We start from the raw sequence: 25,344 nt of genomic DNA, 5'->3' as shown, positions 1-25,344 counted from the left end.
ACGCGATGACGATGCACCCGCTGGAACCGCTGAGCGAGGCGGAGTTCCTGCGCAACCGCGAGATCCTGCAGCAGGCGGGCCTGCTGCACGAGTCGACCCGTTTTCCCCTGGTGCAGCTGGCAGAACCGGACAAGGCGAGCGTGCTCGCGCACCGCGACGGCGATCCGGTGGACCGCCGCGCGCGTTCGGTGCTGCTCGACGTCGGCACCGGGGAGCTGACCACCACCGTGGTGTCGCTGACCAGCGGTGAAGTGGTGGACAAGGCCGTGGTGGACCCTGCCGAGCAGGGCCAGCCGCCGGTGATGCTCGACGAGTACGAGCTCGTCGAGCGCATCGTGCGCGCCGACGAGACCTGGCAGCGCGCCATCCGCGAGCGCGGTTTCGACGACATCTCCAAGGTGCGGGTGTGCCCGCTGTCGGCGGGGTGGTTCGGCACCGCGGAGGAGCGCGGCCGCCGGATGCTGCGCGCGCTGGCTTTCGCCCAGGACAGCCCGGAGGAGCTGCCGTGGGCGCACCCGATCGACGGGCTGGTGGCCTACGTCGACGTGATCGAGCGGCGGGTGCTGGAGGTCGTCGACGACCGGAAGTTCCCGGTGCCGCAGGAGAGCGGCGACTACTCCGCAGGCCCGCACCGGGACAGCCTGCGGCCGATCGAGATCACCCAGCCCGACGGGCCGAGCTTCCAGGTCGACGGCCACGAGGTGCGGTGGGAGAACTGGCGGTTCCGCATCGGCTTCGACCCGCGTGAGGGCCTGGTGCTGCACCAGCTCTCCTTCCGCGACGGCGACCGCGAGCGGCCGGTGATCTACCGGGCGTCGATCGCCGAGATGGTGGTCAACTACGGCGACCCGTCGCCGGTCCGGTTCTGGCAGAACTACTTCGACGCCGGCGAGTACGCGATGGGCAAGCTGGCCAACGAACTCGTGCTCGGCTGCGACTGCCTCGGCGAGATCCGCTACTTCGACGCGGTGGTGGCGCAGGAGGACGGCACGCCGCGCACGCTGCGCAACGCGGTGTGCATGCACGAGGAGGACGCCGGGGTGCTGTGGAAGCACACCGACGTGTTCACCGGGTCGGCCGAGACGCGGCGGCAGCGGCGTCTGGTGGTGTCGTTCTTCGTCTCCGTCGGCAACTACGACTACGGCTTCTACTGGTACCTCTACCTGGACGGCACCATCCAGCTGGAGACCAAGGCGACCGGCATCGTGTTCACCTCCGCCTACTCGGAGGAGGGCTCGCGCTGGGCCGGTGAGCTCGCCCCCGGCGTCGGCGGTCCGTACCACCAGCACTTGTTCAGCGCGCGCCTGGACATGATGGTGGACGGAACCCGCAACGCGGTGGACGAGATCGAGGCGCAGCGGGTGCCGATCGGCCCGGACAACCCGCACGGCAACGCCTTCACCCGCAGCGTCACGCGGCTGGCGCGGGAGAGCGACGCGGGCCGCGAGGCGAACCCGACCGCGGGCCGGACCTGGCACGTGGTCAACACCGAGCGCACCAACCGGCTCGGCCAACCGGTCGGCTACGCGCTGCACCCGCAGGGATATCCGGCCCTGCTGGCCGATCCGGAGTCCTCGATCGCCAAGCGCGCCGCGTTCGCGACCAAGCACCTGTGGGTCACCCAGTACGACCAGGACGAGCGCTACCCGGCGGGCGAGTGGGTGAACCAGAGCCACGGCGGCGCGGGCATCCTGGCGTTCACCGCGGCCGACCGCGGCATCGACGGCGAGGACATCGTGCTCTGGCACACCTTCGGCCTGACCCACTTCCCGCGCAGCGAGGACTGGCCGATCATGCCGGTGGACCTCTGCGGCTTCACCCTGAAACCGGTGGGCTTCTTCGACCGCAACCCGACCCTCGACGTCCCGCCCAGCACCGGCACCGGCTCCCACTGCTGCGAGAGCTGAGCAGTCGTGAGTGCGTAGCAGTGTTCGAACACTGCTACGCACTCACGACCTCGGCCCGGTGGGTGAGAAGCTGGTGCGGTGAGCACTGCCGAACGATGCCCCTGCGGGCTCGGTGAACCTTTCGCCGAGTGCTGCGCTCCGCTGCACTCCGGTGAACGTCGCGCGAGCACCGCCGAGCAGTTGATGCGTTCCAGGTTCAGCGCTTTCGCGGTCGGGGATGCCGCCTACCTGCGGGCGTCCTGGCACCCCTCGACGCGGCCGGACGAGGTGGAGCTCGATCCCGAGCAGCGCTGGGTGCACCTGGAGATCCTGGAGCGCACCGGTGGCGGGCCGTTCGACTCGGCGGGCACCGTGCGGTTCCGGGCGCACTACCGGCTGCCGGGGGAGAAGGGCACGTTGACCGAGAACAGCCGCTTCGCCAAGGAAGGCGGGGCCTGGTACTACGTGGACGGCGACCACGAGTGATCGCCGCACTGCGGGCCTCGGCGCGGTTCGAACAGGGTCACTAGACTTCACCGGGTGGCGGAATACCGGATCGACGATCTTGCTCGGGCAGCGGGGACGACGGTGCGCAACGTGCGCGTCTACCAGGACCGGGAACTGCTGCCGCCGCCCCGGCGGCAGGGCCGCACCGCGATCTACTCCGACGCGCACCTGGTCCGGCTGCGCCTGATCATCAACATGCTGGAGCGCGGTTACGCGTTCGCGCAGATCAAGGAGATGATCTCCGCCTGGGAGTCCGGCCGCAGCCTCGGCGACGTGCTCGGCCTGGAGGAGGTCGTCGGCGAGTCCTGGGCCGAGGAAGCGCCCCGCGCGGTCACCGCCACCGAGCTGCGCCGGATGTTCGGCAAGCAGTTCAGCCCCGGCAACGTCAAGCGCGCGATGGAGCTCGGCCTGCTGGAGCGGCGCGGGCGCGGATTCGTCTCCCAGAGCCCGCAGCTGCTGGACGCCGGCGCCGAGCTGGTCAGCCTCGGCGTGCCGCTCGGCGAGGTGCTCGACCTCGCCGAACAGCTCCAGCAGGACATCGACCACGTGGCGGGCCACCTGGTCGAGATGGTCCGCAGGCACGTCCTGACCCGCCCGGTGCCGACCGAGGAGGAGGTCCCGTACTACAGCGACGTCCTCCAGCGCCTCCGCCCGCTGGTGATGTCGGCCCTCAACGCGGCGGCGGCCCGTTCGGCGGCCCGGGTGATCCCGGAGGTCCTCGGCGACCGCCTGATCGAGATGGTCGCCGGCTCCGAAGAGCACGCCAAGCGCGCCTGACCCGGCTCAGCCGCGTTCTGAAACCGGGCGTTCGCGGAGCAGCAGGAGCGCCGCGACGACCACCACGACACCGGTGGCCGCGTGGATCCCGAAGGCAGCTGCGCTTCGTCATCGACGGGGCCGGAGCGGCGGCGGGCTTCGGCATCCCCGACTGGCCGCAGGGCAACGCGGCCTGGCTGTCCTCGCCCGCGCCGACCGCCTCCGCGCCAGCCACCGCGAAGCGCGCCTGAACCTGCTGATCGACAGCGTGGGCTAGAAGCGTTCAGCGCGAGAAGAACCGGTTGCGGCGGATGCTCTCTCGGTTCATCTCTTCCGCGATCGCGCACCGAAGTGCCGGGCGTCACAGGGACGGATCGCCGGCCCGGCAATCCGGTGGTTCGCCGAGGTCCGTGCCGGTGGTGCCGGGAAGGTCGGGAATCCTGCTGTGTGACAATCGGTTTGACCGATCCGAGCGGCAGAGGACCTCATGACCGACGCAGCATCCGAGACGAAGACTTCCACGGACCGCTTGGCACGCGTGCTCACCGAGATCTTCGCGCCGTGGGTGATCGTGGTGGTGCTGCCGATCGCGGTCGCCTGGCGGGCCACCGCGAGCATCGGTCCGGCGCTGGGCTGGGGACTGCTGGTGTCGGTGACCAGCAGCATCCTGCCGATGGGCGTCATCGTGTGGGGCGCGCGCACCGGGCGCTGGGACAGCCACCACGTGCGCGACCGGGCGGGCCGGTTCGTGCCGTTCGTGGCGCTGATCGTGATGAGCCTGGTGGGGCTGGGGCTGCTGGTGCTGCTGAACGCGCCGTGGCTGCTGATCGCCCTGGACATCGCGATGATCGTGTCGCTGCTGGTCACCGGCGGCATCACGGTCTGGTGGAAGATCTCGATGCACTCGGCGGTGGCGGCGGGCGCGGTGGTGATCCTCGCGGTGCTCTTCCACCCGGTGTGCTGGGCCCTGCTGCTGGTGGTCGCGGCGATCTCGTGGTCCCGAGTGCACGTCCGCGACCACACGGCGGCCCAGGTCACCATCGGCGCGATCGTCGGCGCGATCATCGGCGGCGGCCTCTTCACCGCCCTCGTCTGACCGCACGGCCCGGCACCTGGGCGCGGTGGGCCGGGTTGCGATTCCGCGCGAAATCGCCGGACCCGCTCTCCGGCGGAACCCGGTCGCGACCGCGTTCGGCCGATTCCGCGCAGGCGCCGGTCACGCCGCAGGATCGGGGAGGTCGGCTCGGGCCCGGTCGCGCACCTGCGCGACGATCGGGGAGCGCTCCGCCGCTCGGCTCACCTTGATCAGCCAGTTCGCCTCGGTGCGGGTGTCGGAGGCGACTCCGCGGTACGGCGCGCTCGTCTCGTCCGGTTCCGGTTGGTGGCGGTGGCCCGCCGCGTGCGCGTCCAGCGCCGTCACCAGGCAGGCCGCTTCCGCGGTCTGGTGGGCGGCGCGCTCGTCGAGGCCCGCTTCCTCGGCCGCGCGGCGGGCCCACGCGCTGACCTCGGGGTGGACGTAGGGGCGCAGGACGAGCTGGGCGTCGCGGATCTCCACCACCCGGCGGTACAGGGCGAACTGCGCGTTCGTCGCGACCATCCCGGCGGGCAGGGTGATCTGCGGGAGCTCACCGGCCAGCCGGTTCCACAGTGGACCGAGCAGGCGGGACTGGCGCTTGGCGCGCCACCAGTCGAACGGCAGCGACAGCCACGGCCCCCACACGGGCATGGTCGCGCCGAGTGCGACCAGCGCCACGCACGCCGCGGCGCAGGCCCCGCCGATCGGGTCCAGGATGCCGGGCTGGTGCCCGGCCACCGAGACGGCCGCGGCGGCGATCTTGCTCGCCGCCCAGGCCGCCGAGGCCACGCAGCCGGCCTGGATCGTGCGGAGCCCGGCCCGCAGCCAGCGGCGGCTGGTCTGGGAGATGTAGCTGCGCAGGAACCAGCCGAACGCCAGCGTGGCCGAGCCGATGTGCAGCGAGAACACCACGAGGTAGGCAGCCACGGCCGGGTGGTCGGCGAACGCGGCCAGGAAGTCCGGGTCGAACGGGATGCCCGCGGACATCAGCAGCACCGTCATCGCGGCCGCCGCGATCCCGGCCACCAGGAACTGGACGCGCATCACGCGCCGCGCCTCGGCGGGCTCGTTGAGCAGGTGGGCCAGCAGCCCGTGCACGCACACCGCCGCCAGGATGGCCAGCAGGTTCGCCACCAGCCGCCCGGAGTTCGGGATCGGCTCCCAGGTCGCCACCCAGGTCAGCGAGGTGGTGGCGACCAGCGCCGCGGACAGGCCCACCGAACCGATCGCGCCGCACAGGTAGCGCACGCTCGGCGTCGGCGAACGCCGCGACTGGACGAGCTTGACCAGCGCCGCCAGCACCGCGATGAGGCCGGCGGTCTGCAGGACGATGCTGGTCATCGGCGCTTCTCGGGGCCGCGGCGGGCGTTGTCGAAAGTCGCCTGGATCTCGCGCAGCGTGCGGCCGGTCTTCGCGTCGAGCTTGCGCACCCGGCGGATCGGCGCCGGTGCGCGGCCCGCGCGGTACAGGTAGAGGCTGGCCACCAGCTCGGCTTCCTGCTCGGTGGTGGCGTCGAAGGCGGAGCGGCCGAGCACGCTCTGCACCAGCTCCCGCGGCAGGTCCGGCACCAGCGCCGCCACCAGCGGCGAGTCGGCGAGCTTGGTGTCGGAATGCCCGCACACCAGGTGGCCGACCTCGTGCAGGATGATGTGCTCCTCGTGCAGCGGGGTGCTCGGCAGGTAGCCGATCACGTCCCGGTCGGCCAGCGAGATCAGCGCGCCGCACGGGCTGTCGGACTCCACAGCGGACACCCGGCGCAGCTCGATCGGCCGCCCGCGCAGCTCGGCCAGCTCGGCGATGAACGCTTCCAGGTCCCACGGCGAGGGCAGGGGCAGGGCGGTCGCCAGCTCCTGGCACCGGGCCGCGAGATCGCGCTGCTGGGACGGCTTCACACCGCGATCCTGGCTCATGACCAGCACCAGGCGCACGCAGCGGAACGACTCGTGATCAGGCTCATGCTTCATCGTGATCCGAGCTGGTGTTGGAGCGGCGCAGGTCCTCGACCACGCCGCGAATGCGGTCGGCTTGGGCCGGGGTCAGCCCGCGCAGGCTCACCGCCTCCACGCCGCTTTCCTTCAGGCTGCGCAGCTCCACCAGCGCGGCCAGCTGGGTGCGGATCTTCTCGCCGTGCTCTCCGTCGTCGAAGGTGTCCAGCGGGACGCCGAAGAAGCCGGCCAGCGCCTTGAGGTGCTGCCAGCCGGGGTTCGGCGACTCGCCGGAGAGGATCTTGTACAGCTGCGAGAGCGAGATCCCGGTGGCCGCGGCGATCGCCTTCACCTCGTACGGCCTTCCCGTCTCGGGGTTGGGGAAGGACTCCCGCAGCCACGCCAGCCGCTCGGCCAGGGCGGCACCAGGGTCGTTCATCACACTCTCCGGGATTCACGGGTCTTGGACCGTTTCGGCGATTGACGGATTCTCGCATCTAAGATTACCGTCTGTCGAGATTCCACGATCGTGGAATCGGGGTGCTGGGGGTGTGCCAGACAGGGCGCGGCGTGGCGTGCGAACCGCGTCCTGCCTGGCACCCAAGCCTCCCGCGGCCGCTGTGATCGCCATCGCAGGCGTTCCGGAGATCATCACGCGGCGTGACCGGGGCCACGTGCCGGAAAACCAGCTGCTGTCCAATGCGGACGTTTGCGACACTGCTGGGCATGAACCCGCGAGACGTCGCCGAGCTGATCGACCTGACCCGCGAGGGGCGCCGGGTCAAGTTCCTGCACTTCTGGGGCCACCAGCCGGAGCGCGACGGCCGCGCGGGCAAGGGCTGCCTGAGCCAGTGGTGGCCGGCGCCGTTCGTCATCGACGGACGCACCTTCGCCACCGCGGAGCACTACATGATGTGGCGCAAGGCGACCCTCTTCGACGACTGGGACAGCGCGGAGCGGATCCTGGAATCCGGCCACCCGCAGCGCGCCAAGGCGCTCGGCCGCGGCGTGCGCGGCTTCGACCAGCAGCGCTGGGAGGAGGCGCGCTGCGAGATCGTCCGCACCGGCAACGCCGCGAAGTTCGCGCAGCACCCGGAGCTGGCGGAGTTCCTCCGCAGCACGGGCGAGCGAGTCCTGGTGGAGGCCAGCCCGGTGGACGCGGTCTGGGGCATCGGACTGGCCGCCGACGACCCGCGAGCCGATTCCCCGCAGTAGTGGCCCGGCCTCAACCTGCTCGGCTTCGCGCTCGGTGAGGTCCGCGAGCAGCTGGCGGGCTGCCGAGCCCCGAACGCCGAGGCCTGATCGGGTGCGGGCCCGCAGCGCATCGCGCTCGAGACCTAGCGATCTGGCCGTCACCGAGACCGGCGTCATTACCCGGGGCGGGCTGGCGATCGGCTGGGACGAGATCGCCGAGGTCTTGGTCGTCCGCGATGCGCGGATCACCTCGTGGGCCGGACCGCGGGAGGGCCGGGCTCCGGGACACCAGCGATCCGTTCTCAAGCGGCGCTGACTCCTGGACGTGCCGCCTCCACGTCGGCGGGACCTCTTAGTGCGAAAGGACCATTCGGTTGCGGGCCGGTCAGCGGTGTCCGCTGTCCGGCACCTGGACGGTGAGCCCGGTTCGGCCGTTTGCGGTGGGTACGTGGAGAATTCCCGCATGACAACGGGACTTCAGGCGGCGGCCCGGCGGCTGGCGCTGGGCGTGCGCACCGGGGGCGGGCGTACCGGGCCCGCGGTCGTGTGGCTGCGTGTGGAAGCCGGGGCCACCCGGATCACGCACCCGGTCGGCGTCGAGGTCGACCTCGATCCCGACTTCTTCGACGCGAAGTCGGCGCTCGTGGAGCTGCTCCCGGTGCCGCGTCGCGGCCGCCCGCTGATCGTGGAGCTGGTGGTCCGCGAGTGCGGCCGGTTCGAGCTGGCGTTCAGCGCGAAGCTGGAGTCGGAGTCCCGCGTGGTGCTCGACGAGGAATTCCGGCTGCCCGGGCACCCGTTGCCCGGGATGCCGCTGCCGGAAGCGGCGAAGCACACCGCAGCGCCCACCGATCCGGCGGTGCTGGCCGAGATCTCCGCCCTGTTCCACGAGTTCGTCGAGCGCTACGAGCAGATCAAGGGACGCCCGCCCGCGCTGCGCCCCGGCTACTCCGAGCAGGAGATCGCCGCGGCCGAAGCCGAACTGGGCGCGCGGCTGCCCGAAGACCTGCGCGCGCTCTACCGGATGACCCGCGACGACGCGGCGGAGACCGGCCTGCTCGGCAAGTTCTCGCCCTACCCGCTGGACCACGTCGTCGAGTACCACCAGCCGGGCTCCCTGGGCTGGAACGACGGGCCGTTCGACGACGCCGTGGTCTTCGAATCGGACCCGCCGGACACCATCAAGCGCCTCTCGCGCAACGACTGGTGGATCACCTTCGCCACCGACTTCGCGATGAACAACCTCGCGGTCGACCTCGACCCGGCCGAGCGGGGCAGGCCCGGCCAGGTCTTCGAGTACGGCCGCGACATCCACGGCCCGCCGGACTACTACGCGGAATCGGTGGCCGACGTGCTGGCCGGCGTCGTCGAGGCCTTGCGCGACGGCGACTACGAGGACGACGAGTCGGACTACCTGCAGACCTACGCCGGTTTCGGCGGCGTGGGCCTGGACGAGCTGGTCTACCACGACTTCGGCAACCGCGACCTGGCCGAGATCGTCGACCGGGCAGAAGAAACCCAGCTGATCCACATCAACGACGCGGTGGACCTGGATCTTGCCGCGCTGGCGCCGCTGCGGAACCTCCGCGAGCTGCGGATCAACCGCGCGAAGCTGGTCACGCCGACGTCGAGCGGCCTGCACGCGCTGGAATCCCTGGCGATCGAAGCCGAACGCATCGACGTCGAAGCACTGGCGGGCCAGCCGACGCTCTGGGACCTGAAGCTCGCCGGAGCGGCCGAACGCCTCGACATCGCAGTGCTGCGCACGCTACCGGCCCTGACCAGGCTGGACCTGTCGGCGGTCGAGCTCGCGGACATCACGCCGATCGCGGAGCTGCCCCAGCTGCGCGTGCTGATCCTCAACGCGGCCCAGTGGGCGGCCCTGCGCCGCGCGGACCTCCGCCCGCCGAACCTGGCGGCGGTGGAGCGAACGGCGACCTGCTCGCTGCGCGAAACGGCGGACTGGTGCGAATGGCTCACCGGCACCCCGATCCAGCTCGGCACGACCTCCGGCACTACGAGTTGAACCCGGCGCGCTGAAAGGCGCCTTCGAGCAGCTCGCTCGAAGGCGCCTTCCGGGGTGCGGCCGGGCGGTGTCGGGGAGGGGGCGAACCCGCCCGGCCGCGCGGCTCGATGCTCGGGGGTCGGGGGCGCATCGAGCCGGGTCTTCAGAGGCGTCGCAGGGATTCCAGGACGCGGTAGTGGAGTTCCAGCGGTGGAGTTTCGGGTGGAGTTGTGGGCCACTGCGGTGGTGGCTCGGGGACGTCCGGCTCGCGGAGGTGGTGTCTGCCGGTGGGTTCCGCCCGGCGGGCTTCGGCCTCGACGTGCTCGATCAGCTGCCAGACGTTCGTCGCGCCTTCGCCCGCGCCCGCGTGCTGGGGGCGCCGGTGGCAGGCGTACATCAGCGTCATGCCGGTGAACATCGAGAGCAGGCACGCCGTCACGGTCCAGAGCGGGGACATCGGGTGGTTCCTCCTGGTCGGTCGAGCGGAAAGCGGTCAGGGCAGCGGTTTTCGCGCTCAGGGGTCGACACCGGCTATCCGCCGCGCCTTCTGGTTGCACTCGGCGCAGGTGCCCCACAACCACGCCAGCTCGCTGCTGTCCGCGGAAACCTCCTGCTGGCACAGCGTTTCCACGACGGTCCCGGTCGGATAAGCGCACCCGACGGGCTTGTCGGCCAAGCTCGCATGCCGCTGCCCCGCAGCAGGCACCCAGTGAAACGGATACATCAGCGGCTCCTGTCTCGGAAGGACTTACCGCGCTTACCGGTAAAAGTCTGCCGCTGGTGAATCGATCGATCAACTACCCGATAGGGGGTTGTTTGCGCAGGTCAAAGGCACAATGATGTTTTCATGGTCGGAAAATCCGAACACACGCCCAAGGCTCGCGCACTCGGCGCCGAACTTCGCGAGTGTCGTCGTGACGCCGGGTTGACGCAGCAGGAACTCGCTGATCAGATCGGCGTCAGCCACGTGTCGGTGTCGCGCTACGAATCAGGTACGCGTTTACCGAAGCCGGAAGATGTGGCGCAGATTCTGGCGACGCTGGGCGTGAACGGTCAGCGGTATGCCGAGCTGGTGGACATGGCGCGGGGAGCGGAACATCCGAACTGGTTGGTGGCGTCAGGCGTTACCGGCATTCGGCGCGAGCTCACTACGTTGATCGAACTGGAAAGACATCCCAGGAGCTGACATGTCAAGCTGCGATGTTCTCGGCGTGGTGCGACCAGGCGGTCGTCTCGTCGTAGGGGGTGCTGGTTTTGAGGCAGCCGTGGAGGATGCCGACGAGTCGGTTGGCGAGTTGGCGCAGGGCGGCGTTGTGACCGGTGCCGCGGGCTTTCTGCCGGTCGTAGTAGGCGCGGGCGCCTGGCGAGTGCAGCAACGCGCTTTGCGCCTGAGCCATCAGGGCGTCGATGAGCCGGTCGTTGTGCACGAACCGGGCCAGGGCGACCTTCTTTCTGCCGGAGGCGCGGGTGATCGGGGAGGTGCCCGCGTAATTTTTGCGGGCTTTGGCGGTGGCGTAGCGGTCGGGGTCGTCGCCGAACTCTGCGAGCACCCGGGCGCCGAGCACCGGTCCCAGACCGGGCTGGGAGGCGATGATCTCAGCGGCCGGGTGCTGCCCAAAATGGGCCTCGACCTGCCCTTGCAGGGTCTTGACCTGAGTGTTCAACACGGTCAGGACCGCGATCAGCGCCTGGATGGAGGAGGCGTAGGCGGCGGCGACGACCTCGGGCTGACCGAGCTGGTCGGAGCGCAACGTGGCCTGGATCGCCGCCGCTTTCTCCGCGATATTGCGGCGGCGCGCTCGTTTCAGCGCGCCGTTGATCTGGGCGACCGTCAGCCGGGCGGCTTGTTCCGGGGTGGGGGCTTTGGCCAGCAGTTCCAGGGTGTCGGCGGCGTCCAGGTCGTCGAACGCTTCCAGCGCGGCGGGGAAGTAGTCACGCAGCGCGTGCCGCAGCCGCTGAGTGTGGCGGGTCCGTTCCCAGATCAGCGTTTTGTGGGTGCGGGCCACTACCTTGACCGCCTCGGCCTGGTCGGAGTCACCGGCGACCGGCCGCAGCTCGTGGGCATGCGTGCGAACCATGTCCGCGAGCACGTGGGCGTCGCCGGCGTCGCTTTTCGCGCCCGACACCCCCAGCCGGTCACGGAACCTCGCGGCCTGCAACGGGTTGACCGCCATCACCGTGTACCCGGCGGCGACCAGCGCCGCCACCCACGGCCCCCGGTCAGTCTCGATCCCGACCAGCACCTCCGCATCCTCAGCGTCCTCACCGAATTGAGCACCGATCATCGTGTGCAAACGGGCCATGCCCGCCACACCCTCGGGCAGGCGGGCCTTGGCCAACCGGCGACCGGCGTTGTCCATCAGCTCGACGTCGTGATGCTCCTCAGCCCAGTCATCCCCTACGAACAGTCGCAACGATCCTCCCGCTCTCGATCACCATGCGCAGCCGGCGGGAGAACCATCAGCGACCTAATCAAGCAGTGCTCACACCACGGGTGGGCACGACATCCCAGCAGCGATCAACTCTCCCGACCCACCGGCAGGGGCACGGTCTTTCAGCAGGACTCACACGTCCAGGACCTACGAGTGCTCACCTACCGGTCGGCTACCAACCAGGAGTGTGCCCGACGGCTCACTCCCAGAACTGATTAGGACCGCCACGAAGATCACCGACATCGCTACGGGTGTGATTCCCGGTTTGCTGCAAACGTCGGACTACGCGCGGGCGATCATGGGCACGGCCCCTGGGGATGACTTGGAAGCCCGGGTGGCCATGCGGATTGGTCGTCGAGACGTGCTCACCGGCGGCGACTCGCCGGAGTTCACTGCGGTCATCACGGAAGCGGTGTTGCGGGAACCGATCGGTGGCAGCGTGATCATGGCCGATCAGCTGCGTTTCGTTCGCAAGATGAGCGAGTTACCCAACGTCACCATCCAAGTGCTACCGGCTTCCTCGGGGAGGTGGCATCCCGCTCACGCGGGCTCCTTCATCCTCTTCGAGTTCACCAAGACAGAGTCGATCGTTCATCTTGAGCACTTGACGACTGGCGCGTTTCTCTACAGCAAGAATGAAGTGGCGATCCATGCCGTAGCGGTTTCTGAGCTGCAGGAGCTGGCCATGACGCCAGATCGTTCTGCACACTGCATCACAGAGATTATCGAAGAGCTGGAAGGTGGTTGCAGATGAACGAATCTCCTACGGGCTGGCGGAAGTCCAGCTATTCTGCGCAGCAGGTCACGTGCGTAGAGGTCGGCCGGATCGAGGGTGACTGGCGGAAGTCTTCCCGCTCTCACCAGATCAGCGCCTGCGTCGAGGTCGCGCCCACCTCCTACGGTGCGGCGGTGCGGGACTCGAAGGACCGGGATGCCGGGTACTTCACGACGACCGCTGACCAGTGGCGGTTATTCGTCACCGCCGTCAAGGCGGGCCGCTTCGAAGTTTGACCGAACCTGCCGGTTGTGACGGCAAGATCGCCTACGCTGCTCCGAATGAGCGACTCGGACGATCGGGGCAGGGTGCGGCGGTTCCGCAAGTGGTTCGTCATCGCGGCGGTTGTGCTGCTGGTGGGAGCCGGCGGGTACGGGTTCTGGCAGCAGTACCCGGCCGCGATGGTGGGGCGGGCTTGTGGCGGGATGCTTTCGGTTGATCCGTTCCTCGAGCTGTCCGGGGCGAGCAGGCTCAGCTTGATCGGCTCCGACTTCGTGGTCAGGAAACGCACGCTGGGGGTGCCTCCGGGAGTCCTGGGGCAGGATTGCGAGGTCGGCGTCGCGGAAGTCCAGATCAGCAGGGCAGACGATCGGTATACGGGGCTCCGCTACTACGCATACGCATCCGATGACTTCCCCGTTCCGCTGGAGGCCGGGTGGTCCGGGTTCGTCTCGGACGCCAACAGATTCGCGTCCGTGATGGTGGACTGCCGCAACTGGGGGAGCGACGAAGGCACCGGGTTCGTGGTGACGACCAGGCTCCTCTCATCGGCGAGCGTTCCCGATCCGCGCCCCAAGCTGGTTCGCGCCGTCATCGAGACAGCGCGATCCACCGCCGAGCAGACCGGGTGCGATGCGCAGCTCGGTGAGGATGCCGAGCTCGCGGTTCCGGAAGGAGGCACCCGGGCCACGCCCGCCGCGGAGGCGTCCGGGACGTGTGCTGGGATGTCATCGGTCGAGACGGTTCAGGAAACCGATGCGGGGACCGCGTTGTTCGAGGTGTGCAAGCTGTACAACTCCGGCCTGGAGTTCACCGCGAGGTACGGGCACTACGAGAAGTACGAGACGAGTTCGCTCGACTCCTTCAGCAAGCCGTCGAGTGCGGACAGGTCGCTCCCCTGGACCTCGGCGACCTGCGCGAGTCCGTTCGACCGCGGCCTCTACATCGTCGACAAATCCGGCACCGAACCCCTGACCGACGCGGAACTGGCCGACCTGCAGCGCTTCGCGCAGCAGTCCGCGGCCCGCCACGGCTGCAACCCGCCCGAGCCGATCGACCGGGCACGCTGATCGACTGGTGCGATCGGCGGTAACCGTGCCGCCGATCGTGCCATTTGATCGCTTTCCCTCCCACGCGTGCGCCGGGCTGATTACCCTGCCGCTTCGAGGCTTCGTGTCCGCACGTGATTCTGGGGGGAGCGCATGGACGGGAACATCCTCGATCCGGACGGTGCCCGCGAACGGTTGGCGGCGTGGAAGGACCGGATCGAGAAGCTCGCCGCCGACACCAAGACGATGAGCGACCGGCTGCAGGAGGTCCGGGTCACCACGACCGACCCGAAGGGCCTGGTCGAGCTCACCATCGATTCCACGGGCGCGCTGGTGGACATCAAGCTGACCAGCAAGATGGAGCGCACCGCGCCCGACGTGGTCTCCCGGACCATCATGGAAACCCTGGCCCAGGCGAAGAACCAGCTGGCCGACCGCTCCCAGGAGATCATCGCCGACACGGTCGGCACCGAATCCGCTGCAGCTCGCGCGATCTCGGAATCGGTCGGCAACCACCTGCGCACCGACGAGCCCGCCGATCCCGCGCCGGAACCCGACGTCGACGACGGCACCGAGCCGCAGTCGTTCATGGAGAAGTGGTGACCATGGGCGACGGCTACGTTGTCAGCGCCGAGCAGATCCGCGCGCACGCGGGCAAGATCGAGGAGATCCAGGCCCGCTTCGACGCGGTGAAGTCGGCCAGCTCGCACATCCAGCAGGACGACCAGGCGTACGGGCTGCTCTGCGGCTGGATCGCCGGAGTGCTCGAAGGCCGGCACACCCGCCAGGACGAGCTGATCGACTTCGTCGCGGAGAACCTCTCGCTCGCGGCCGAATCGCTGCGCGCCACGGCCGACGACTACGAGAGCATCGACCAGGAGCACGCGGACGCGATCCAGTCCTCGGGCGGTGGGATGCCGTGAGCGACGATTCGCTGGTCGCACCGGTCGAGTCGTCCCGCAAGGCGTGGACCGGCTCCGGCCTCGCCGAAGGCGTCGAAGGCCTGGTCACCGCGATCCAGAGCGAGGACTGGGTCTCCGGCGCGCTGGCCGGCGTCGGCCTGGGCCTCGAAGTCGCGGCGAGCGTGCTCGACCCGTTCAGCGCCCTGCTGTCCAACGGCATCGGCTGGGCGATGGAGTACTTCGAGCCGCTGCGCGAGATCCTCGACGAGCTGACCGGCATGCCGGACGTGGTCAAATCCCACGCCGCGACCTGGAACAACATGGCCACCGAACTCGGTTCCATGGCCGAAGACCTCAAGTCGAGCCTGGAGAGCGACCTGCCCGACTGGCAGGGCGCGGCGGCCGACGCCTACCAGTCGATGATGGCCAGCAACGTCGAAGCGGTCGGCGGCCTGGCCGCGATCTCGGCGGCGATGGCCTCGGCCACCGAAGGCGCGGGCGGCCTGGTGGAGATGACCCGCGAGATCGTCCGAGACCTGATCGCCGACCTGGTGGCCCGAGTGATCGTGTGGGCGGTCGAAGCGATCTTCGTGGTGACGATCCCGGTGATCGCGGCCCAGATCGTGGCGGCGGTGGTCAAGTGGGTCGGCCGAATCTTCACCTACGTCACGAGCCTGATCGACAGCCTGACGAACCTGAGCAAGCTCATGAACGGATGAGGGGGAGTCCGTGGCACCGAAACCCAAGGGAGGCGACGGAAAGAACACCAAAACGGATTCCGACTCGCCCCCGTCACAGAAGACCAGCAAGGTAGACGCCAGCTCAAGCGTCTCCAAAGCCCAAGACGCAACCCAGGACCTGGCCAAACAGGGCCGAGCAGGCTCCAACGGCGACAGCTCCACCAACCCGGCGGGCAACACGCCCCCGAAGAGCGACCCACCGGCGGATCCGCCTTCGCGGAAGACGAATGACGGCGGCGACCAGAACACTCATGACCAGGACGGCCCGGGACAGAAGTCCGAGGGCAACGAGAAGACCGAGAAGGGCGATACCGACCCCGTCGACGTCGTCTCCGGGCAGGTACTCGATTCAGCTGAAGACCTAGCACTTCCCGGACTGCTGCCGTTGGTCCTGCGGCGCGCCTACGCGTCTCGCTACGACGGTGGGCAGCTCTTCGGTCCTGGTTGGTCGTCGACGCTGGACCAGCGGGTGGAGGTGTCCGACGACGGAATCCGGTACTTCGGGGACGACGCGCAAGTTCTCCGCTATCCGAAGCCCACCTGGCCCGGGCAGCAGTTGTACCCGGCAAACGGCGCACGATGGCCCTTGACCTGGGACGCCGACGGTGCGATCCGGATCGAGGATCCCCAGGCAGGTTGGACTCGGCACTTCACCGCCACCAGCGGGCAACCCGGTCGGGTCAGGCCGATTTCGGCGATGACGAACCGAAACGGTCACCGGATCACCTACCTGCACGACGAGTCCGGTGTCCCGGTGGAAGTTCGGCACGCTGGTGGGTATCGCGTCGCTGTCGACACCGTCGAAACCGAATCCGGCATCCGGGTTGAAGGACTTCGGCTGCTCACGCGTGATCCCGACAGTCCCGGGATCAGCGTGCTGCGGTACGGCTACGACCCGGGTGGTCGGCTGACCGAGATCGTCGATTCCTCGGGCGTGCCCCATCGCTACGAGTACGACGTCGCCTCGCGGATCACCGCGTGGGTCGACCGCTCGGGCGGGCGGTACTGCTATGAGTACGACGATGCCGGCCGCGCCATCCGGGGAACCGGGCCTGACGGATTTCTGTCCACCAGCCTGCACTACGACACCGAGCGTCGGGTCACGACGGTCACCAACAGCCTGGGCCACGCCACCGAGTACCACTACGACGCGCACCAGCACGTGGTCAAGACCGTCGACCCGCTGGGACACACCACGAGCACGGAGCAGGATCGCTTCGGCAGGGTGCACGTCAGAACAGACGCACTGGGCAACACGACTCGCTACGAGTTCGACGAGCACGACAACGTCGTACGCATCGTGCTGTCCGATGGTGCTGTCGCCACTACCGACTACAACGATCGGCGCCAACCAGTCCGAGTCGTAGGCCCGGATGGTGCCGAGTGGCGCTATGCCTACGACGAGCGTGGCAACATCACCAGCACCACCGATCCCACCGGTGCAACAACGACCTATGCCTACGACCGGCGAGGCATGCTCGCAGGGTTCACCGATGCGCTGGGGAATGCCACGCGAGTGCAGTCCGACGCGCTCGGACTGGTTGAGCGCATGGACGACCCCGCAGGCGGATTCCTGCGATACGAACGAGATGTGTTCGGCCGCATCACCGAAGCAGTCGATGCCACAGGCAGCGTGACGCGGTACGGCTGGACCATCGAGGGACTGCCTACTTGGAGGGAAGCGCCGGACGGCGCGCGCGAGCGCTGGAGTTACGACGCGGCGGGCAACGCCATCGCATACCAATCCCTTGCCGGGTACTGGACCACCTTCACCTACACGCACTTCCACCTTCCCACCTCGCGCACGGGGCGTGATGGCAGGCGCTATGAGTTCGCCTATGACGGCGAACTGCGCCTGGTCTCGGTCACCAATCCGCAAGGCCTCCAATGGCGCTACGAATACGATGCCGCAGACCGTTTGACCGCTGAAACCGACTTCAACGGGCGCCGCGTCTCCTACCGTCCTGACGCCACTGGCAACCTCGTCGAACGCGTCAATGGTGCAGGTCAACGCGTGCAGTACCAGCGGGACGTGTTCGGTCGGGTGATCGAGCGTTCGGTGGATGGCCAGATCACCACCTTGGCCTACGACCGGGCAGGACGGCTCGTGCACGCCGCGGGACCAGAAGCACAAGTCGATCTCGTTCGAGACCCGGTCGGTCGGACGATCACCGACAGCATCGACGGGCATGCGGTTATCAGCGAGTTCGACGCTGCCGGACGACGGACCGCACGCACCACACCGAGTGGGCTGGTCTCACGCTGGGACTACGACGGCGCGGGGCAGCCCGTCTCCCTCTCCAACCACGCTGGTTCGCTGCGCTTCGCCTACGACGCCGCCGGTCGGGAGATCACACGGTTCCTCGGACAGGCTGCGGTGCTGAGCCAGTCTTGGGACGTGGCTGGGCGACTCGCCAGCCAGACGATCACGGCTGCCGCGCGTCCTCCGTCGCCGATGGCCACGACCCGCGAGGGAAGCCGTGTCATCCAGCGGCGTGCTTACGAGTACCGCTCCGACGGCAACCCGTTGCGTATCGCCGACCAACTCCGGGGTGAGCGGACCTACAGCCTCGACCGGGCTGGCCATGTCACTGTCGTGCAGGCCGCGGATTGGCGTGAGCAATACGCTTATGACGCCGCAGGAAACCCGACTTCGTCGAACATCACCGGATCGCTTTCGAACGACGAGATCGATGGAGAACGCGAGTTCACCGGCACCCTCGTACGGCGAGCCGGGCGAACTTTGTACGAGCACGACGGTCAAGGTCGTGTGGTTCGCCAGACTCGTCGCACTCTGTCCGGTCAGGAAAAGACCTGGCGCTACGTATGGAACGCCGATGATCGGTTAACCGACGTCACCACGCCCGACGGCACGAAGTGGCACTACTGCTACGACCCGCTCGGACGTCGAATCGCCAAGCAGCGCCTCGGTGAAGATGGAATGCCGGTCGAGGAAACGCGCTTCTTCTGGGACGGCACCAGCCTGGCCGAGCAGTCCACGCAGAGTCCGGATGCGCCGGGCGCGACGAAGACGCGCACCTGGGACTACGAACCCGGGACGTTCCGCCCAGCAGCCCAGACCGATCAGTTCCGACCGAATGATCAGGCGGCTTTCGACGCCGCCTTCTACGCCATCGTCACTGATCTGGTCGGGACTCCTTCCGAGGTGATCGACCAGGATGGTCAGATCGCCGCGAACCCCACAACGGATCTGTGGGGACGAAGTGTTCAGGCCGATAGTGCGTCGGTTGACTGCCCGTTGCGGTTCCCCGGCCAGTACTACGACGCCGAGACCGGCTGGCACTACAACTTCACCAGGTACTACGACTCGTCCACGGCGACCTACGCGAGTCCGGACCCGCTCGGCTTGGACGCCGGCCCCAACCAGCACGGTTACGTCGAGAACCCGCTGTCGTGGGCGGACCCGCTCGGTCTGAGCAAGTCCGATGCGGAAATGCTCGCCGATGCCAGGGCGATCCACGAAGCGGTCAAGGTCGGGCAAACCGAAGTTGGCGGAAGAATTGCCTACAACGGAATGACGGTGGCCACTGGGGAGTTCGACGGGCGTTATGTCTACACGGTCAATCGAAACGGAACATCCCCGGCTGTGCGGGAGACCGCGGAAAACCTCGGCTATGAGCGGGTGAACGGAAAGAAGTACACCGGGCCGAATCAAACCGACGCCGAACAGATCATGCTCAACGCCCACGACAAGGGCGACTTGACGCTGAACAACGGCACGTCCGGACGTATCGCTTCCTCACGTCCTGCGTGCGGTCCTGCCCGGCAGGACTGCCGCGGAAGGATCGCCGGGTATCCGAATATCACGCTGATAGACTGATGACCATGGAACTTTGGGACAGGGAAATGGCATCGGCGCGGTCTCAGATCGGCCAACTGGCGCCTGCGCAACGTTACGCGGTCGCGGTGCAAGCCATCGATAACACGATGACCTCCTTCGACCCGCCCGTCCCCGACAGCCAGGCAGGCCAGCTGCTTCGGCGATGCCTCGGGATCGCTCGCTCCGCGGTCGGAGGGAATTACATCGGTCAGGCACTGCCTGACGGTGCTGAGGAAGAGATGACGGCCATCGTGTCCGACGGAGTGGAATCCGGAGTCGCTCCACTCGTTCTCGCAGTCGCCAACTGCTTCGGCATCCCGGAGAGCGGCATGGAGGCCGAGCACCTGTACACCGTGTTGAACTACTGTTACGCAGCTGTTGTCGACCACGAAGAACTCGAAGAAGGAACGCTCGACGAAGAGCTAAACAACCAGCAATGTCTGTCTTCAATCGCCATGCAGAAGGAACTGATCGCCGGCTGAAGCACGGCCGATCAACGCCCTGGCTCGGGGTGACTGCATCTTCTGGTTGGTACGGGTAGGAGATGTCGTGTGCTGCGGGAACGCCTGATCAACCGAGACGCTGGTGACAGGGTCAGCGAGGAGCTGAAGCTCGTCGAGCTCAGGCGGACCCTGGAGAACGTCAGGTCGCTGGCGGGGAAACCGGAGAGAGAGGAATCCCGCTGGTTGGACGGGCAGCGTTGCACCGCGTTGTTCTACCGATTTCCGGAGTGGCCGGAATTCGACTTCGAGATCGTGGGGGAGAGCTCTTTCGGGCTCTGGGTTGATGCTGGATTTGTGCGACGCGCGGACTCCGAGCTTCCACGCGTTGAGTCGCCGGGGGAGCTACGGGTGTGGAAGCACTTAGTTGGCGAAGTTCGGGACCGCTTCGGTCCGTTGCAGGAGGCTGACTTGTGGCCTCCGTACGAGCAGTATGTGACGGAACACCGAGGTGTGGACGGCGTGCCGCGTCAGTACAGCGTTCAATTCAGCTGGCGACTGCTCCAGAGAACCTCGGAGCTCGAAGGGGAATGAGCGAAACCGTCGTGACCGGCGGGATAGAAACGAGGGGCGCCTTGACCGGTTGTGCTGGTCAAGGCGCCCCTCGTTTACCTCACTTCCCGAAGCCTGCCTTGCGGAGGGCGTCGGCCATTGCTCCGGTCGGGGCGTTGTCGCGCTGACGCTGAGCGCCGCGGCCTTGGCCTCCGTTGCGGTTCTGGCCGCCCTTGCCGCCTCGGCCGCCGCCGTTGCGGTTGCCGCCGCCCTGGCCTCGGCCGCCGCCGCGGTTGGCGTCTCGCTCCGGCTTGCCGCCCGCTCCGGGCTCATCGTCGAGGCGCAGGGTCAGGGAGATTCGCTTGCGGGGGATGTCGACGTCGAGGACCTTGACTCGGACGATGTCCCCGGACTTCACCACGTCGTGGGGGTCGTTGACGAAGTTCTTCGACATCGCCGAGACGTGGACCAGGCCGTCCTGGTGGACGCCCACGTCCACGAAGGCTCCGAAGGCCGCCACGTTGGTGACCACGCCTTCCAGGGTCATGCCCGGCTTGAGGTCGGCGATCTTCTCCACGCCGTCGGCGAAGGTCGCCGTCTTGAACTCCGGACGCGGGTCGCGGCCCGGCTTGTCGAGCTCGGCGAGGATGTCGGTCACCGTCGGCAGGCCGAAGTTGTCGTCCACGAAGTCCTTGGGCTGCAACGACTTCAGCACCCGGGTGTTGCCGATCAGCTCGCGGATCTCGGTGCTGGTGCTGCCCATGATCCGCTGCACCACCGGGTAGGCCTCCGGGTGCACCGCCGAGGAGTCCAGCGGGTCGTCGCCGTCCGGGATGCGGAGGAAGCCCGCGCACTGCTCGAAGGCCTTCGGGCCCAGGCGGGCCACGTCCTTGAGGGTCTGGCGGGTGCGGAACGGGCCGTTGGTGTCGCGGTGCGCGACGATGTTGGCCGCCAGCGACTCGCTGATGCCCGACACACGGGTCAGCAGCGGGGCCGACGCCGTGTTGACGTCCACGCCGACCGCGTTCACGCAGTCCTCGACCACCGCGTCCAGCGAGCGCGACAGCTTCGTCTCCGACACGTCGTGCTGGTACTGGCCGACGCCGATCGACTTCGGGTCGATCTTCACCAGCTCCGCCAGCGGGTCCTGCAGGCGGCGGGCGATGGACACCGCGCCGCGCAGCGAGACGTCCAGGTCCGGCAGCTCGCGCGAGGCGTAGGCCGAGGCCGAGTACACCGACGCGCCCGCCTCGGAGACCGAGATCTTGGTGAGCTTCAGGTCCGGGTTCTGGCTGATCAGCTCGCCGGCCAGCTTGTCGGTCTCGCGGGAGGCCGTGCCGTTGCCGATCGCGATCAGGTCCACGCTGTGCGCCTTGGCCAGCGCCGCCAGCTTGGCCAGCGACTGGTCCCACTGCCGCTGCGGCTGGTGCGGGTAGATCGTGTCGGTGGCCACCACCTTGCCGGTGCCGTCCACGACCGCGACCTTCACCCCGGTCCGGTAACCCGGGTCCAGGCCCATCGTGGCGCGCGAGCCCGCGGGCGCGGCCAGCAGCAGGTCGCGGAGGTTGGCGGCGAACACCCGGACCGCCTCATCCTCGGCGTGCTGGCGCATCCGCATCCGCACGTCCACGCTCAGCCGGGTCAGGATGCGGGTCCGCCACGCCCAGCGGACCACGTCCGACAGCCACTTGTCCGCCGGGCGGCCCTGGTCGGCGATGCCGAACTGCTGGGCGATGCGCAGCTCGTAGTCCGTCGGGCCGACCTGCTCGGAACCGTCGTCGGGCTCCAGGGACAGCTCCAGCGCCTCCTCGTTCTCACCGCGGAACAGCGCCAGGATGCGGTGCGAGGGCAGGTCGGTGAAGGACTCGGAGAACTCGAAGTAGTCGGCGAACTTCGCGCCGTCCTCCTCCTTGCCCTCGCGGACCTTGGAGGTCACGCGGCCGCGCGTCCAGACCTTCTCGCGCAGCTCGCCGATCAGGTCGGCGTCCTCGGAGAAGCGCTCCACCAGGATCGACCGCGCGCCGTCCAGCGCGGCCTGCGCGTCGGCGACGCCCTTGTCGGCGTCGACGAAACCGGCCGCGGTCTGCTGCGGGTCGTTGCTCGGGTCGCTCAGCAGCTGGTCGGCCAGCGGCTCCAGGCCCGCCTCGATGGCGATCTGGGCCTTGGTGCGGCGCTTGGGCTTGTAGGGGAGGTAGATGTCCTCCAGCCGGGCCTTGGAGTCGGCCGCGTTGATCTGCGCCGCCAGCTCGTCGGTCAGCTTGCCCTGGGAGCTGATCGACTCCAACACCGTGCTGCGCCGCTCTTCGAGTTCGCGCAGGTAGCGCAGCCGCTCTTCGAGCGTGCGCAGCTGGGCGTCGTCGAGGGCGCCGGTCGCTTCCTTCCGGTAGCGGGCGATGAACGGCACAGTCGACCCGCCGTCGAGCAGCTCGACGGCCGACTGCACTTGGCGCTCGCGGACGCCGAGCTCCTCGGCGATCTTCTGATGAACAGTCGTCACGATGTTGATTCCGCCTTCTCTGCGATCTTCGCCAGATCCGACCGGACATTCTGCCGGACCGCGCCCGCAGGCTACGTGGCCGCTCGCGTCGGCGTGTCGGGATGCGGCCCGCCCGCGGTATCGCTCCAGGTCTCGGCCACCGCGATTTCAACCGGAACCGTGATGGGTCACGGCTGGGGCGTCCAGGGGCTCTTGTGGCGGCGGAAGACCGGTGAGCCGGAGCAGCGCTCCTCGTAGCGCTCCTGCAGGCGGCTGTAGTCGTGGTCGGGGAACAGGATGGGAAGCGCTTCGAGCGTCCGGTCGAGCTGGGCGACCCTGGTCGTGAACTCGTTGTCGCAGAGGTCGACGTCGGCGAAGAGGTACTGCCAGTTCGGTGCTCCCTTCAGCAGGAGCAGGTTGTCGACGTACGACCGGAAGTCGAGGTCCAGCCGCTCCAACCGGGCCTTGGTCATGTCGTAGAACCACAACTCCCGGCTCTGGGCGCCGTTGGCCACGCGCAACGCGGTGAGCTTGCCCGAGCCGGGCGTCTCCTCCAGCCCCTTCAGCTCCCACAGCAGCTCCTGCTTGTCCGGGGAGAGCCGCTCGTCCTCGACTTCCACGATCCAGCCGGTCATGCAGCTGCGGAGGTCCTTGAGCGCGAACTCGCCGTGGACGTAGTGGTCGACGGAGTGCCACGAGAGGTGGACGCGATCGGTGTTGAGCAGGTGGTCGCGGGTGCCCTCCACGGCGTCGGCTCCCCAGCGGTCGCTGATCACGTCGATGTCGTCGGCCGAGAGCTCCCGGGGCGGGCCGGACCCGATCTCGCAGGTGGTCACGACGATGTCGGGTGCGGAGCGGAGCTCCTCGACGTGCGCGCGGATCCGGTCGGGTAGGTTCATGCGGTCGATCATCTCCTCGGTGCGGAGCCTGTGACGTGGGCCGCTCTGACTTCGGGTAGCGACCCGCTGGTGTCACTAATCGTGACGGATCATGCGGGTGCTGTAGCTCGATAGGGTTAATCTAGGTACCCGGGCACGTACAAACCGCGATGCACGTACACGCTCCGTGCTGGAGTGTGGTGTCTCGTGAACCCCGAAACCCCCGACCAACCGAGAACCCCCGAAAACCACGACAACGCTTCCACCCCGAAGCAGGCGTCCACCTCCGCGGCCCACCGGGCCGACCAGGCACTTCGCACCGCCGCGGACCGCGTCCGCGCGTGGCTCGCGCCGCTGGTCGAGCGCGTGCTGCGGTGGCTGGCCCCGCTGCTGCGGCGGGTCCAGGACGCACCGGTGGTGCGGCGCTTCCGGGAGAGGGTTGCGCCGCACGTGGCCGCGGTTCAGGAGAAGCTTCCCGAGCCCGTAGTGCGGGCCTCGCGGACCCGTTCGATGCAGGCCGGTGCCGCGGTCGCGGCCGTCGGCGTGGTGGGCCTGGTGATCGGCACCGCCGTCGCCGGCCCGAGCCAGCCCGAGGTCGAGGAGGCCGCGATGGCCGCCCCGATCCCCGAGCAGCAGGCCGCTCCGGCCCCCGAGCAGCAGGCCGCCCTGGAGCAGCACGCCACGCTGCAGCAGCAGCCGGCCCCGCAGCCGGTGGAGCCGCAGGTCGCGGCACCCGAGCCGGAGGCCCCGATCGGCCCGCCGGTCGAAGGCATCGACGTGTCCAACCACAACGGGTCCATCGACTGGGGCAAGGTCGCCGCGGACGGCAAGAAGTTCACCTTCGTGCTGGCCACCGACGGCACCAGCTTCACCAACCCGCGGTACGGCGAGCAGTACCACGGCGCCAAGGGCGCCGGGCTGATCGCGGGCGCCTACCACTTCGCGCGGCCGAGCTCCTCCTCGGCCGAGGAGCAGGCCAACCGGTTCCTGGACGTGGCCGACTACCAGTCCGATGGCAAGACCCTGCCGCCGGTGCTGGACCTGGAGGTCGACCCGAACTCGGGCGGCTGCTACGGGATGTCGGTCGACCAGATGCACCAGTGGACCAAGACCTTCAACGACAAGGTCAAGGAGCGCACCGGCAAGGAGCCGATCATCTACGCGAACCCGTCCTTCTGGCGGCAGTGCATGGGTGGCACCAACTCCTTCGACGGACACCCGCTGTGGCTGGCGTCCTACGGTGTGGACAGCCCGTCGGTGCCCAACGGCTTCAGCAACTGGCACTTCTGGCAGTACACCGACGAGGGCAGCGTTGCCGGGATCAACGGCAACACCGACCTGAACCAGTTCAAGGAGGGCATGGCCCGCCTGGAGAAGCTGGCTCGCTGACCCCGGCGTTCGCGCCGCGGAATTTCGACGGGAGCAGGCCGTCCGCGAAAGCGGGCGGCCTGCTTCTTTGCGCTGGTCAGATGCCGTGAGTGCTTGGGGTGCCATAGCGCCCCAAAACACTCACGGGCGATCACCAGCGCAAAGCGCCGTCCCGAGGTGATTCATGTCCTTTGTGGACTTCCGTGGTCTCCGGCGAGGATCCGTCGTCCGCTGTCCGGGTGTTGTTCGCCCGGGGTTTCGATTCAGGGGAGCGGCCCGTTCCTGACGTGGCGGACCGATATCCTCGCCGCGATCGATGATCACCTG

Annotated in this window: 25 protein-coding genes; 17 read left to right on the top strand and 8 right to left on the bottom strand. The window is 68.4% G+C overall.

Annotated elements, in window-relative coordinates; all coding sequences use genetic code 11:
• Nucleotides 1-5: 5 nt before the first annotated feature.
• The 4 genes from ATL45_RS01570 (at nucleotide 6) to ATL45_RS01550 (ending at nucleotide 4,245) form a co-directional block, all read left to right on the top strand.
• Nucleotides 6-1,907 (top strand): primary-amine oxidase, encoded by a 1,902-nt coding sequence (locus ATL45_RS01570; RefSeq protein WP_093161046.1) that lies wholly within the window; start codon nucleotides 6-8, stop codon nucleotides 1,905-1,907.
• Nucleotides 1,908-1,985: 78 nt separating this feature from the next.
• Nucleotides 1,986-2,372, top strand: a complete 387-nt coding sequence (locus ATL45_RS01565; RefSeq protein ID WP_093161043.1) for a YchJ family protein — start codon at nucleotides 1,986-1,988, stop codon at nucleotides 2,370-2,372.
• Between the two features lie 54 nt (nucleotides 2,373-2,426).
• Complete coding sequence (locus ATL45_RS01560) at nucleotides 2,427-3,170, top strand: MerR family transcriptional regulator (protein ID WP_093161041.1); 744 nt, start codon at nucleotides 2,427-2,429, stop codon at nucleotides 3,168-3,170.
• Nucleotides 3,171-3,636: 466 nt separating this feature from the next.
• Nucleotides 3,637-4,245: a phosphatase PAP2 family protein gene (locus ATL45_RS01550; protein WP_093161038.1), complete on the top strand. Its 609-nt coding sequence runs from the start codon at nucleotides 3,637-3,639 to the stop codon at nucleotides 4,243-4,245.
• Nucleotides 4,246-4,365: 120 nt separating this feature from the next.
• On the opposite strand, the gene ATL45_RS01545 is transcribed toward ATL45_RS01550, so the two are convergent.
• From ATL45_RS01545 to ATL45_RS01535, 3 genes are read right to left on the bottom strand one after another with little or no spacing between them, the layout of a single operon-like run.
• Complete coding sequence (locus ATL45_RS01545) at nucleotides 4,366-5,565, bottom strand: MAB_1171c family putative transporter (RefSeq protein ID WP_093161036.1); 1,200 nt, start codon at nucleotides 5,563-5,565, stop codon at nucleotides 4,366-4,368.
• Nucleotides 5,562-6,188: a M48 family metalloprotease gene (locus ATL45_RS01540; protein ID WP_121505280.1), complete on the bottom strand. Its 627-nt coding sequence runs from the start codon at nucleotides 6,186-6,188 to the stop codon at nucleotides 5,562-5,564. Before ATL45_RS01540 ends, ATL45_RS01545 begins: the two co-directional genes overlap by 4 nt.
• Nucleotides 6,178-6,588 (bottom strand): helix-turn-helix domain-containing protein, encoded by a 411-nt coding sequence (locus ATL45_RS01535; RefSeq protein ID WP_093161031.1) that lies wholly within the window; start codon nucleotides 6,586-6,588, stop codon nucleotides 6,178-6,180. Before ATL45_RS01535 ends, ATL45_RS01540 begins: the two co-directional genes overlap by 11 nt.
• Nucleotides 6,589-6,875: 287 nt before the next feature.
• Between ATL45_RS01535 and ybiA the strand changes: the two genes are divergently transcribed.
• Complete coding sequence (gene ybiA / locus ATL45_RS01530; RefSeq protein WP_342775231.1) at nucleotides 6,876-7,364, top strand: riboflavin biosynthesis intermediates N-glycosidase; 489 nt, start codon at nucleotides 6,876-6,878, stop codon at nucleotides 7,362-7,364.
• Between the two features lie 442 nt (nucleotides 7,365-7,806).
• Nucleotides 7,807-9,366 (top strand): SMI1/KNR4 family protein, encoded by a 1,560-nt coding sequence (locus ATL45_RS01525; RefSeq protein WP_093161028.1) that lies wholly within the window; start codon nucleotides 7,807-7,809, stop codon nucleotides 9,364-9,366.
• Nucleotides 9,367-9,508: 142 nt separating this feature from the next.
• Here the strand turns inward: ATL45_RS01525 and ATL45_RS01520 are convergent, their stop codons facing one another.
• On the bottom strand, nucleotides 9,509-9,802 hold the full coding sequence (locus ATL45_RS01520) for a hypothetical protein (protein WP_093161025.1): 294 nt from the start codon (nucleotides 9,800-9,802) through the stop codon (nucleotides 9,509-9,511).
• A gap of 57 nt (nucleotides 9,803-9,859) precedes the next feature.
• Complete coding sequence (locus ATL45_RS01515; RefSeq protein ID WP_211841160.1) at nucleotides 9,860-10,069, bottom strand: HC3 family zinc finger protein; 210 nt, start codon at nucleotides 10,067-10,069, stop codon at nucleotides 9,860-9,862.
• Nucleotides 10,070-10,192: 123 nt separating this feature from the next.
• Here ATL45_RS01515 and ATL45_RS01510 point away from each other — a divergent pair, with 123 nt between their 5' ends.
• Nucleotides 10,193-10,531: a helix-turn-helix domain-containing protein gene (locus ATL45_RS01510; RefSeq protein WP_093161021.1), complete on the top strand. Its 339-nt coding sequence runs from the start codon at nucleotides 10,193-10,195 to the stop codon at nucleotides 10,529-10,531.
• 4 nt (nucleotides 10,532-10,535) lie between these two features.
• Here ATL45_RS01510 and ATL45_RS01505 read toward each other — a convergent pair whose 3' ends face one another.
• Nucleotides 10,536-11,759 carry an IS110 family RNA-guided transposase gene (locus tag ATL45_RS01505; protein ID WP_093156904.1) on the bottom strand — a complete coding sequence of 408 codons (1,224 nt, stop codon included), beginning with the start codon at nucleotides 11,757-11,759 and terminating at the stop codon, nucleotides 10,536-10,538.
• A 205-nt stretch (nucleotides 11,760-11,964) separates the two neighbouring features.
• Between ATL45_RS01505 and ATL45_RS01500 the strand changes: the two genes are divergently transcribed.
• The 9 genes from ATL45_RS01500 (at nucleotide 11,965) to ATL45_RS01460 (ending at nucleotide 20,337) form a co-directional block, all read left to right on the top strand.
• On the top strand, nucleotides 11,965-12,531 hold the full coding sequence (locus ATL45_RS01500) for a DUF5753 domain-containing protein (RefSeq protein ID WP_093158743.1): 567 nt from the start codon (nucleotides 11,965-11,967) through the stop codon (nucleotides 12,529-12,531).
• Complete coding sequence (locus ATL45_RS01495) at nucleotides 12,528-12,788, top strand: DUF397 domain-containing protein (RefSeq protein ID WP_093158741.1); 261 nt, start codon at nucleotides 12,528-12,530, stop codon at nucleotides 12,786-12,788. Before ATL45_RS01500 ends, ATL45_RS01495 begins: the two co-directional genes overlap by 4 nt.
• Nucleotides 12,789-12,833: 45 nt before the next feature.
• Complete coding sequence (locus tag ATL45_RS01490) at nucleotides 12,834-13,841, top strand: hypothetical protein (RefSeq protein WP_093158738.1); 1,008 nt, start codon at nucleotides 12,834-12,836, stop codon at nucleotides 13,839-13,841.
• A 132-nt stretch (nucleotides 13,842-13,973) separates the two neighbouring features.
• Nucleotides 13,974-14,423: a YbaB/EbfC family nucleoid-associated protein gene (locus ATL45_RS01485; RefSeq protein WP_093158735.1), complete on the top strand. Its 450-nt coding sequence runs from the start codon at nucleotides 13,974-13,976 to the stop codon at nucleotides 14,421-14,423.
• Nucleotides 14,424-14,425: 2 nt separating this feature from the next.
• A complete protein-coding gene (locus ATL45_RS01480; RefSeq protein WP_093158733.1) occupies nucleotides 14,426-14,743 on the top strand; it encodes a type VII secretion target in 318 nt (105 codons plus the stop codon).
• Nucleotides 14,740-15,441: a WXG100 family type VII secretion target gene (locus ATL45_RS01475; RefSeq protein ID WP_093158730.1), complete on the top strand. Its 702-nt coding sequence runs from the start codon at nucleotides 14,740-14,742 to the stop codon at nucleotides 15,439-15,441. The genes ATL45_RS01480 and ATL45_RS01475 overlap by 4 nt, the downstream gene beginning before the upstream one ends.
• Before the next feature lie 10 nt (nucleotides 15,442-15,451).
• On the top strand, nucleotides 15,452-19,303 hold the full coding sequence (locus ATL45_RS01470; protein WP_143121771.1) for a DUF6531 domain-containing protein: 3,852 nt from the start codon (nucleotides 15,452-15,454) through the stop codon (nucleotides 19,301-19,303).
• Nucleotides 19,304-19,308: 5 nt separating this feature from the next.
• Entirely contained in the window at nucleotides 19,309-19,785 is a 477-nt protein-coding gene (locus tag ATL45_RS01465) for a hypothetical protein (RefSeq protein WP_143121770.1), read from the top strand.
• Nucleotides 19,786-19,854: 69 nt separating this feature from the next.
• Nucleotides 19,855-20,337: a hypothetical protein gene (locus tag ATL45_RS01460; RefSeq protein WP_093158723.1), complete on the top strand. Its 483-nt coding sequence runs from the start codon at nucleotides 19,855-19,857 to the stop codon at nucleotides 20,335-20,337.
• A 79-nt stretch (nucleotides 20,338-20,416) separates the two neighbouring features.
• On the opposite strand, the gene ATL45_RS01455 is transcribed toward ATL45_RS01460, so the two are convergent.
• Together ATL45_RS01455 and ATL45_RS01450 are read right to left on the bottom strand one after the other, a co-directional pair.
• Nucleotides 20,417-22,795 carry a Tex family protein gene (locus tag ATL45_RS01455; protein WP_093158720.1) on the bottom strand — a complete coding sequence of 793 codons (2,379 nt, stop codon included), beginning with the start codon at nucleotides 22,793-22,795 and terminating at the stop codon, nucleotides 20,417-20,419.
• Between the two features lie 164 nt (nucleotides 22,796-22,959).
• Nucleotides 22,960-23,670: a hypothetical protein gene (locus ATL45_RS01450; protein WP_143121769.1), complete on the bottom strand. Its 711-nt coding sequence runs from the start codon at nucleotides 23,668-23,670 to the stop codon at nucleotides 22,960-22,962.
• 186 nt (nucleotides 23,671-23,856) lie between these two features.
• Here ATL45_RS01450 and ATL45_RS01445 point away from each other — a divergent pair, with 186 nt between their 5' ends.
• Nucleotides 23,857-25,038, top strand: a complete 1,182-nt coding sequence (locus ATL45_RS01445) for a GH25 family lysozyme (protein WP_093158715.1) — start codon at nucleotides 23,857-23,859, stop codon at nucleotides 25,036-25,038.
• The last annotated feature ends 306 nt before the right edge of the window (nucleotides 25,039-25,344 follow it).

Source organism: Saccharopolyspora antimicrobica, assembly GCF_003635025.1.
Classification (GTDB): domain Bacteria; phylum Actinomycetota; class Actinomycetes; order Mycobacteriales; family Pseudonocardiaceae; genus Saccharopolyspora; species Saccharopolyspora antimicrobica.
This window is presented reverse-complemented; position numbering and strand designations above follow the sequence as displayed.